This is a genomic window from Bacillus sp. mrc49 (assembly GCF_002803435.1).
In genome coordinates this window covers 1-10452 of record NZ_PHNG01000752.1, presented here as the reverse complement: position 1 = coordinate 10452, position 10452 = coordinate 1, and the positions used below count along the sequence as shown (strand labels likewise).

Annotated in this window: 11 protein-coding genes and 1 riboswitch; of the genes, 2 read left to right on the top strand and 9 right to left on the bottom strand. The window is 42.0% G+C overall.

The window, feature by feature from the left end; all coding sequences use genetic code 11:
* Positions 1–73: 73 nt before the first annotated feature.
* A complete protein-coding gene (secA, locus tag CVN76_RS22235) occupies positions 74–2587 on the bottom strand; it encodes a preprotein translocase subunit SecA (RefSeq protein WP_100533101.1) in 2514 nt (837 codons plus the stop codon).
* A 394-nt stretch (positions 2588–2981) separates the two neighbouring features.
* Between secA and CVN76_RS22230 the strand changes: the two genes are divergently transcribed.
* On the top strand, positions 2982–3305 hold the full coding sequence (locus CVN76_RS22230; RefSeq protein ID WP_100533100.1) for a helix-turn-helix domain-containing protein: 324 nt from the start codon (positions 2982–2984) through the stop codon (positions 3303–3305).
* Between the two features lie 133 nt (positions 3306–3438).
* On the opposite strand, the gene CVN76_RS22225 is transcribed toward CVN76_RS22230, so the two are convergent.
* The 7 genes from CVN76_RS22225 to flaG form a co-directional block, all read right to left on the bottom strand.
* A complete protein-coding gene (locus tag CVN76_RS22225) occupies positions 3439–3570 on the bottom strand; it encodes an anti-repressor SinI family protein (RefSeq protein ID WP_100533102.1) in 132 nt (43 codons plus the stop codon).
* A gap of 39 nt (positions 3571–3609) precedes the next feature.
* A riboswitch (cyclic di-GMP riboswitch) is annotated at positions 3610–3695 on the bottom strand.
* 154 nt (positions 3696–3849) lie between these two features.
* On the bottom strand, positions 3850–4047 hold the full coding sequence (locus tag CVN76_RS31180; protein WP_157805756.1) for a hypothetical protein: 198 nt from the start codon (positions 4045–4047) through the stop codon (positions 3850–3852).
* Between the two features lie 250 nt (positions 4048–4297).
* Positions 4298–4855 carry a ribosome hibernation-promoting factor, HPF/YfiA family gene (hpf, locus tag CVN76_RS22220; RefSeq protein WP_100533099.1) on the bottom strand — a complete coding sequence of 186 codons (558 nt, stop codon included), beginning with the start codon at positions 4853–4855 and terminating at the stop codon, positions 4298–4300.
* Positions 4856–5108: 253 nt separating this feature from the next.
* Positions 5109–5450, bottom strand: coding sequence for a flagellar protein FliT (locus CVN76_RS22215; protein ID WP_100533098.1), 342 nt, complete (start codon positions 5448–5450; stop codon positions 5109–5111).
* Positions 5450–5851, bottom strand: coding sequence for a flagellar export chaperone FliS (gene fliS / locus CVN76_RS22210; protein ID WP_100533097.1), 402 nt, complete (start codon positions 5849–5851; stop codon positions 5450–5452). The genes CVN76_RS22215 and fliS overlap by 1 nt, the downstream gene beginning before the upstream one ends.
* 24 nt (positions 5852–5875) lie before the next feature.
* The gene (locus tag CVN76_RS22205) at positions 5876–7387 is read right to left on the bottom strand and encodes a flagellar hook-associated protein 2 (protein ID WP_100533096.1); all 1512 of its coding nucleotides are present in this window, start codon (positions 7385–7387) and stop codon (positions 5876–5878) included.
* A 14-nt stretch (positions 7388–7401) separates the two neighbouring features.
* Positions 7402–7761, bottom strand: a complete 360-nt coding sequence (gene flaG / locus CVN76_RS22200; protein WP_061141199.1) for a flagellar protein FlaG — start codon at positions 7759–7761, stop codon at positions 7402–7404.
* A gap of 179 nt (positions 7762–7940) precedes the next feature.
* On the opposite strand from flaG, the gene CVN76_RS22195 reads away from it, so the two are divergent.
* Positions 7941–8783: a DNA endonuclease gene (locus tag CVN76_RS22195; RefSeq protein WP_198512624.1), complete on the top strand. Its 843-nt coding sequence runs from the start codon at positions 7941–7943 to the stop codon at positions 8781–8783.
* 470 nt (positions 8784–9253) lie between these two features.
* On the opposite strand, the gene CVN76_RS22190 is transcribed toward CVN76_RS22195, so the two are convergent.
* Positions 9254–10441 (bottom strand): flagellin N-terminal helical domain-containing protein, encoded by a 1188-nt coding sequence (locus tag CVN76_RS22190; RefSeq protein WP_442857595.1) that lies wholly within the window; start codon positions 10439–10441, stop codon positions 9254–9256.
* Positions 10442–10452 lie beyond the last annotated feature (11 nt).

Below are 10452 nucleotides of genomic sequence, written 5' to 3'. Positions count from 1 at the left end.
TTATGCAAACGAAACATGAAAAGAGGCGGCAAGCCTTGCACTTGACCGTCCCTTAATCATTATACACCTAATATTAGCCTACGCTGCCATGGCAATTCTTATATTTTTTACCGCTGCCGCAAGGACATAACGTATTTCGCCCAACGTCATCCTTTTTACGGGCCGGAGCCTTTTTCACTTTGCCCCCGTCTTCTTCCTTCGGGTTCACAGCTTGTCCTTGTATGACTTCTTTCCGCTCTAAATTGTTACGGATTTCAGCTTTCATGATGTATTTAGCGACTTCATCTTCCATAGAGGCTATCATCGCCTCAAACATGGCGAAGCCCTCTGATTGATATTCACGAAGCGGATCGATTTGGCCATACGCACGAAGGTGAATCCCTTGGCGCAATTGCTCCATTGCATCGATATGATCCATCCATTTGCTGTCCACCGCACGAAGGACGATGACCTTTTCGAATTCACGCATTTGCTCTTCGGATAGCTCTTCTTCTTTTTGGTCATAGTCATTTTTCACTTTGGCTAAAATGAAATCAACCAATTCCGTTTCATTTTTCCCGTCTAAATCAGTTACGGAAATGGACCCCTCATCGAATAAGTTGCCATTCAAGTAATCGACAAGGCCTTGCAGGTTCCAGCCTTCCTCATCACCCATTGGTGCAAATGCCGCCACATTGCGCTGGATGGAAGCCGCTATCATCGTTTCGACGATTTCGCGCAGGTTTTCGCTTTCCATCACATCGAAACGCTGCTTATAGATAATTTCCCGTTGCTGGCGAAGAACATCATCATATTGCAGTAATTGCTTCCGGGAATCGAAGTTATTGCCTTCCACTCGTTTCTGTGCAGACTCGACGGCCCTCGTCACCATCTTGCTTTGAATCGGCTGGGTATCATCCATACCGAGTCGTGTCATCATGTTTTTCATGTTATCGGAGCCGAAACGGCGCATCAATTCATCTTCCATTGATAAATAGAATTGTGTGACCCCCGGATCTCCTTGACGGCCGGAACGACCACGCAGCTGGTTATCAATACGCCTGCTTTCATGACGCTCCGTTCCGATGACGGCAAGACCGCCAATCTCCTTCACGCCTTCCCCAAGCTTGATGTCCGTACCACGGCCAGCCATATTCGTAGCGATCGTAACGGAGCCTTGATTACCTGCATTGGCAATGATTTCCGCTTCACGTTCATGATTCTTCGCATTCAAGACATCGTGCGGAATCCCCTTTTTAGATAAATAGGCTGAAATGACTTCGGACGTTTCAATGGCAACCGTTCCGACAAGCACAGGCTGCCCCTTTGCATGCCTTTCGGCGATGTCCTCGACAACAGCCCGGAATTTACCATCGGTTGACGCATAAATGAGATCGGCCCGGTCATCCCTGATGATATTCCTGTTTGTAGGAATCGCAATGACATGCATATTATAAATGTTGCGGAATTCCTCTTCTTCCGTTTTGGCAGTCCCGGTCATACCGGAAAGTTTTTCGTACATCCGGAAGTAATTCTGGAACGTGATCGTCGCAAGAGTCATGCTTTCATTTTGGATTTCAAGACCCTCTTTCGCTTCGATGGCCTGGTGGAGGCCTTCACTGTAACGGCGGCCTTTCATCAAACGGCCAGTGAATTGGTCGACGATGACTATTTCGCCTTCCTGAACGACATAATCCACATCCAAATGCATCGAAACATGCGCCTTCAACGCCTGATTGATATGATGATTCAAAGTAACGTGGTTGATATCGAATAAATTATCGATATTGAACGCTTTTTCAGCTCTGTTCATGCCTTCTTCCGTCAGCTGTACACCCTTTGTCTTTTCATCATACGTATAATCCTTTTCTTTTTGCAGCGTTTTGACAAACGCATTGGCCTGGATATAAAGCTGGGCCGATTTTTGTGCCGAACCGGAAATGATCAACGGCGTTCTCGCCTCATCAATCAAAATGGAATCGACTTCATCGATTACAGCAAAATGCAAGGGCCGCTGGACCATTTGCTCTTTATATAACACCATGTTGTCACGCAGGTAATCGAAGCCTAACTCATTATTCGTGCTATAGGTAACATCGGCATTATACGCCTCTTGTTTTTCCTCTTTTGAATGGCTGTTCAGGTTCAAACCGACGGTCAAACCAAGGAAGTCAAACAATACCCCCATCTCGGTGGCATCACGGTGGGCCAAGTATTCATTGACTGTAACGACATGGACGCCCTTACCAGTAAGCGCGTTTAAATAAACCGGCATGGTCGATGTCAATGTTTTACCTTCCCCTGTCTTCATTTCCGAGATATTCCCGTCATGAAGCGACGCCCCACCCATGATTTGAACACGGTAAGGATATAAGCCAAGGGCACGCTTCGCCCCTTCACGGGCAACAGCAAAAGCCTCGACGAGCAGATCATCGACGGTCTCCCCATTTTGGTAGCGCTCTTTGAACTCGCCCGTTTTGGCACGAAGCTGCTCATCCGATAATGCGGCCGTCTCATCAGCCAGCGCTTCGACTTGATCAGCAATTTTTTCCAGACGTTTAATTTCTCGCTTATTCGGATCAAAAACTTTATTTAATATATTAAGCATTCAATAACGCTCCTCTATTATGGTAATGATCGTTCCGTGACAAAATTCATATAAGTAAGAAGAAATGCATCTTCTGTTATTCCTAATCCACGCTTAATTTTACCACTTCTATCCTAGAGGTACAACTTCATGTCACTTCCATGCCTATTGATCCGAATTCAATTCTTGCGAAAAACAATGGATAAATCATGAGTAAAACTGTTAAAATAGATGGAAGTATAATTAATTCATGGAAACTCCCCACTATTCCAAAAGCAAATGTGAATGATCCATAACCTTCCATCATTAGATGCTGCCAAGGTAAACCAACCAGGTTTCATGTTTGAATTTTTTTAAAGGTGGGCTACTAACATTTTAAGTAGAAGATAAATAGAACATGTTTCGAGGTGGTATTATGATTGGTGAACGTGTAAAAAAACTGCGTGAAGAAAAAAAGATGTCGATGACTGAACTCGCCGATAAAGCCGGGGTGGCGAAGTCTTACTTAAGTTCGCTAGAGCGTAACTTGCAAACGAATCCTTCTATTCAATTTCTCGAAAAAATCTCCGCCGTGCTTAACATTCCTGTTGATGCCCTCCTTTACGATGCACCAAACAAGGAAGCCTTGGACAATGACTGGATGAAAATCGTGGAGGAAGCCATGAATTCCGGCGTGTCGAAACAACAATTCAGGGAATTCATCGAATTCAATAAATGGAGAAAAGATAAAGAAGAGTAGAAGTTTAATAGTCTACCTACATAATCCTGGAGTAAACAGCTTGAAAATGCTGGACTTACAGAAATCCAATATGAATAATTAACCCTATAAACAGCCAGGTGTCAGCCTCTGTTTATAGGGATGTGTTTGGTAATTAGCTTCGCTCGCTCTCCTCTAGCGGAACCTCAAGGCATTTCCGTTCAAAAAAAGCACTAATTTCCTCTTTTTTAAAACCTAAGCTCCGTGCTTCCGATATTAACTCCACCCATTCTTGATCCATTTCCATTTTAGCCACCTCTTCTACCTCCTAAAATACCTTTGTATTTCAGGCAGACCAGCCATCTTAGTCGAGCGGACCTTAGACCTGTGCCTTTGCGCCCTTATCTTTCAATAAGTTTGCCTTTGTCATGGTACTAATTACCAAATACATTGCTTATAAACATATTATATCGGATACTTGCATCACATATTGTTATATTATGTCGCCAAACTAACAAAATGCAAAAAAATTTATCCGACAAAATATTACAATATTGAGAAAATTCAAAAAAACCCTTCCCTTTTATCATTTTCTCCTTTTTACGTAATAGTAAATATTGCTTTTCCCATCCAGTTTATGTTGCAGGTTCACCCTCTCCACCACTAGTGGATCCAAGGCTTTTTGCACAGTCAGGTCGTCACCGCAGGTCGGGCAAAGCCACTCTCCATATTCTGCACTGCTAAAAGAAGACCGATTGCATTTATGGCAATTCTTTTGATACAAAATATCCAGCCCCTTTGCACCTTAATCAAATCGTTTGTTATAAATAACACTATGTTCTTTTTAAAGAACTAACAACTTGAGTATAGTACAAAAGCAAGATTCAATAGAATAGGTAATATTAACTATTTATCTTATTAAAGAACACAAGTTGTTCTTTATAAAAAACCACCCAGAGCCTGACCGCAATCTTGTAGCATGCAAAAAAGCACAACCCAAATGCTGGGCTGTGCTTTAGTTCATAGATTAAGGTTTAGCTAGGTTCAATCAAACCGTAGCGACCATCTTTGCGACGGTATACCACGTTCGTTGTGTTAGTATCTGCATTCGTGTAAACGAAGAAGCTGTGACCAAGCATATTCATTTGCAAAATCGCTTCTTCACTGTCCATCGGCTTCAAATCGAAGCGCTTATTACGGACCACTTCAACATCATTATCATCTTCGAATTCATCTACCACTTCGTCAACGTCCGTATTGAAAGCGAATGCATCCGGAGTCGTTGATAAGTTGTTTCTGAATTTACGATTGACCTTCGTTTTATGTTTACGAATTTGGCGTTCAAGCTTGTCATTGATCAAATCGATGGCAGCATACATATCCGCATTTTCCTCTTCAGCACGAAGAACCAAATTCTGCATCGGAATCGTCACTTCGACCTTGGATGTATTATTGTTAACTTTCAAGTTAACTAACACATTTGCATCAGGTGTATTGTTAAAATATCGTTCTAACTTGCCAATTTTCTTTTCGACGTATTCTCGAATTGCTGGAGTTACCTCAATGTTTTCACCGCGTACGTTGTAATTCATAAAGTGAGTCCTCCTTAAATTAAGACTATAACAGTTAGATTCTACAATACCCCTCCGGTTCCCTTTGGAAACATATCATGAAATATGTCGAAATTATGAAACAATTGTCGGAAGGTTTGGAAAGGGTTGATGTCTGCCCTACATTCATTATAACAAATGCCTGGCGATAAGGAAAAATTTAAGCTTTAATTATTTACAGAAAATTTAAATAAATTTAACATAATAGCCGTTTGGAAACCAAACGGCTGGGTTATCATTTTCTTTTATCGTAAAACATGCCATCGATTGATAGACTTTCATATGGATTCATATATTTATTGGAGGAATTTTTCTTTTTGTTTATTTCCTGGATGTCCCGTTGTATTTCCTGCTTTTGAAGCTTCAGCAAGCTGTCTACCTGTTGATTGAGCAGCATCGTTCTGCGGCCTACCTGTTGTTCTGCAGCAGTGAAGGGCGGCTTGATTTGGGCAATGACTTCATCCCGTCGATCAATCAGCTCGGTGATCCTTTCTATTTTATCCTCACGTTCTGCAATCATCCGATCCTCCAGAACGGCAAGTAATTCGGCAGTCAAGTCGTGAAAAGCCTGAATCATTACACTTGCCCGCTTTGGCTGAATTGTTTTTTGCGGTTGATCTGAATGACTTCTTTCCACGTATTACGGAATTCAGTGACGAGTCCTTCCACCTCGTCCAAGGCAGCAACATCATTTTTCATATTCGCCTCTATCAGACGGCGATTCATGAAATCATACAGACTCATCATTTCCTTCGACACCTCGACATCCATGTTCAGCGTCACCATCAATTCATGGATGATGTTCTGCGCCTTGATGATGTTGGTATTTTTCGCTTCGATATTTCCTGCTTCAATCGCCTTCCGCCCAAGCATGATGAACTTCAGGCAGCCATTGTATAGCATTAATGTCAGCTCTCCCGGGGACGCTGTATTGACCGAATTTTGTTGATACGACTGATAGGGATTATTAATCGCCATATTTATCTTCCTCTCCCGATTGCCTTAACTAAAATAAGATGCTAACGATGAACTTTGGCTATTTGCCTTTTGAATCGCCTTTTCCATGGCCGTGAACTGGCTGTAATAGCGGGATTCCAATTTCGCTAACTTTGTTTCGAATGCCGAGATCCTCGTATCCAGCCCATTGACCATTTTCCCGATGGTAAAATTATTATTCACATATCCAGCCTTCCCGGCTTTTTCGGTGATGACCTTCATGGAAGATTGTATATCATCACGCAAACGGCGTGCCAGTCCCTTTTCACCTTTTTCCGCTCCATCAGCCATGAACATATTATAAACCGCATTGGGATCCTCGCTGATCGCTGCCCGAAGCTTGTCCTCATCAATCGTCAGTTTGCCGCCCTCCAAGTAATTCTTGGTCGTGGTAATGCCCAGGCTGCTGAGATTGTTTTTTCCAGTGATTCCGTCCACTGCGGTGTATAGGGAGGATCTCATCGTGGTTAAGAGGCTTTTAAGCGTCGAGTCGCTTTTCAGTGTTCCGCTTTTTGCCTTCTCTTCCCATAGCTTCACTTCATCTTCCGTCATTTCCTTCTTTTGCTCGGCAGTCAGCGGGGTGAAGGAGCGATATTTAGCTTCACCTGTTTTGTCCTGTACCTTTTTAATGATTTCGTTGTATTTGTTCACGAACTGAGTGACCGTGTCCAGGATCGCATCCACATCGGCCGTTGAAGAGAATGAGACGGTATCCGTCGTTTTCTGCTTTACCGTTATTTCCGCTCCATTGATGAGGAACGTATTCGAAGGGCGGGAAATGTCCAGGCCATTATACGTGATCGCTGCATTTTCCCCTTTTGTGCCGCCAGCTTCTTCATTGTTGCTGCTCAGTTTTAACGCAGCAAAAAAATCTCCGGTTCCCCTTAGTTCAATTTCGGGACGATCTTTGACATCACCCGTATTTTTAGCGGTAATCGAAAAGTTTTGCGAATTTTGATCAAAAAATAGCGTGACACCCGAGTTCGCATTAATTTTATTGATGACGCTCTCCAACGTATCATCGGCATTGAGCGTAAGCGTGTATGGCTTTTCCTTGGTTACTCCATCCTTCACTTCCGTATTGAAAGCACCCTCTTTATTTGGAGCCAGTATCGTAATCTCCTGAGGTACCGTAATGCCTAATTCCGACAGCTTCTTTTTCGCATCCGTAACAGCCGATTTTTCCGTACTGGTCATGGTTGCTGCCTTGGCAAGACTGTTCACCTTAATATTTCCTGTAAAGTCACTAGTCGAACTTACATTTTTCACCGATACCGCTTCTGGATTCGAAACCGATACCTTCTTTTTAACAAAGGATGATTGCTTTCCAATTCCATCACGGATAAGCGTATCCAATTCCGATAATGAAGTGTTGATCGAGCGGTAATCATCGCGCTGCCATTCGGAGTACTGCTTTTTCTGTGTCAATTTATCCAAAGGCACACGTTCCGCCTGCATCATGCTTTTAACTAATTCATCAATATCCATTCCACTTGCCAAACCACTGATCCGTACCACAATACATCACCCACTTATATTTTTTCATCCACCATGATCCCGACAAACTCCGTCATTGCCGCATAGAAATCCAATAGCTTCTTAGGCGGGATCTCCCTGATCGTCTCATCCGTTACGTCATCCACTACCTTGACATAATACTCATTGAGCTTCTCATGATACTCAAAGCGGACCGCCGTATGTATCGGGTTGAGGAAGGTGTTTAAGCTCTCCACCACTTCCTGAACCTTTTCCTTCGTAGGCTGACTGCTTTCCGCACTTTGCTCCGAATAGGCCAGCGTATTCATTTCACGCTGATAATAAGAACTGATTCCATCCGAGATGGCCGTTCTGAGTTGTGAGGAAAGAATATTCGTGGACAAACTCTCCAGCATCTTAATAGCCCCCAATATGATGTCTTTATTTTTTATATCGGTTCTGAAATTGAACTTTACAGTGTTCATACAAAGGTTTTATCATTATATAGAGAACAAACATTCTGTTAATGGGGGAGATAACATTATAAAAAAGGAAATGGAAGAAGGGCTTTCATACTTTTATTAAGGAGGTGTCCATGATGATGCTTACTGAAATTCAAAAAAATGTTTTATACGCCAGCATAATAAGTGACGGGGAAATCACGAAAATTTATAAAAACAGCAGGAGAAAGAACAATAGCTACCGAGAGCACTACGGTATATCTCAAGAAGAGTACCGAAAATGGAAAGTCGCCTTCTTTGATGGACTATTGTATATCACTCCGGCAAGCCAATGTGTACGTTCCGCATCTTTAGAATTATTCACTAATTTATTCCCTCATTTTTACAGAAAAGATGGAACTAAATATCTTCCTTTCACTTTAATCAAAAATTGTCTATTACCACATTTCATAGCTATTCTATACATGGATGATGGCTCTTTAAGTATTTCATTTAGGGTAAATCATATTAAGAAAATTATTTACCTCACACCTCATATTTACCTATACCTTCAGTGTTATCGTAAGGACGAATTAGAGAAGTTAAAGGACCATATTTTTACCACCTATGAGTTATCTTTTAGACTGAGTGCTCGTAAGGATGGACATGGATTTATCCTAAAAACTACTTCTGTTAAGGAAACGTTTCGTTTCCTTGAACTAATTGAACCCGTGACTAAAACTTGTTCTTCTATGTTATATAAAACCTCTTGGGATTTTAGATATCAAAAAGAAATAATGAAATGGAAATCGAAGTATCCTGACTACACGGTTGTTACCAGTAGTTCCGATCGCTCTAAACCTTATTCTCCAGATGAAATCAAATTATTAAATCAACTCAAAGAAATTGGTTATTCGACAAATGAAATAGCAAAGGTGCTACAAAGAAGTTATTGGTCCGTTACTTACAAATGGCAAGATATTAAAAAGCGAAACTAACACCACTTCTTGATAGCATTCCGTGGAAAATGATAATATCTATCCGTTTGCTTTATAAAAAAAGAGACCCTAGCAAAACTAGAGTCTCTTTCAAGTTATTAACGTAGAAGTTGTAAAACGCCTTGTGGTTGTTGGTTCGCTTGCTTTGCGACTATGTCTTTCGAGCATAGAATAGACTATATCTTCACCCTTGTCTTATAAGGGGCTGGGCACTTCGAATGGCTGCTGCCACCCTACGGATTTCATGGTCATAGCTTTTTAGCCTTAGACTGTATATCCTAGTCGTTGAACCTTCTCCAGAGTTTCCTCAAAGGAGCTTGGCTGCTGATTGTCCATTGTGTCATCTCCATCATTTTCAGACCATCACGCTTACCGTTTCCAGTTACGTTGTGGTTGATGAAGCTTTAGGAAGTTCCAGCAATTCACCCAGTCATCCTTTTATCCATTACTGGATAAAACGCCCTTCAAATTTACCTTAGAAGTTGTAAAACTCCTTGAGGTGCGGAATTTGCTTGAGCCAACATTGCTTGTGATGCTTGAGCCAAGATGGAGTTTTTAGTTTGCTCCATCATCGTCTTAGCCATATCTGTGTCACGTACACGTGATTCAGCAGCCGTCAGGTTTTCAGAAGAAGTACCTAAGTTGTTGATCGTGTGCTCTAAACGGTTTTGGTTAGCACCTAATTTAGAACGCTCTGCTGAAACTGTATCAATTGCAGATTGGATTTTTGTGATAGCAGCTGATGCGTTTTTAGCATTAGAAACATCAAGACCAGATTCAACGCCTGTAGAATCAGTTCCGTTGCTTACATTTGATGTAGCAGTAAATCCAGCACCAGTTCCAGTCAATCCAAGAGCGCTTGCACGCATGTCACCAATTTCAAGTGTTAAGCTTTGGTTTTCGTTAGCACCGATTTGGAATTGAAGACCTGCGCCAGCTTCAACAGCTTCTTTAGCTGCTACGGCTTTAGAGCCAGCTACTGTTTCAGCAGCATCTACTGATAAACCAGCATTACCACCGATAGTTGCTGCAGTTGCTGATTCAGAACCAGTTTTTTGTACAAGTTTAAGTTGTCCACTATCATTAGATGCAGTGTACTTAGCGCTTAAATCAGCATCCGCTCCAATAGCAGCAACTAATCCATCAAGATCCGTGAATTCTCCAGCCGCTGCATCATCAGCTGCAGCAACCGTAAATGTTTTTCCATCTACTGTTACAGTATCACCATTAGTTGTACTCAAAGTTCCTGTTGATGTTACGCTACCTTGAACTGCAGCAGCAGCAGGTGTAGCAGCTTGAGCTACAGTTTTGCTATCTTTAGCACCGTTCAATAATTTTTGCGTATTGAACTCAGTCGTGTTACCGATACGGTTGATTTCAGAAGTTAGGGAATCCATTTCTTTTTGGATTTCGCCGCGGTCGTTTGTTGTATTAGTATCTGTTGATGCTTGAGTAGCAAGTTCACGCATGCGTTGAAGGATGTCAGTCGTTTCGTTTAATGCACCTTCAGCCGTTTGGATAAGAGAGATAGCATCTTGTGAGTTACGAGAAGCTTGATCCAATCCGCGGATTTGTCCACGCATTTTTTCAGAGATTGCTAGACCAGCTGCATCGTCACCAGCACGGTTGATACGCATACCTGAAGCCAGTTTCTCCATTGATTTGGATT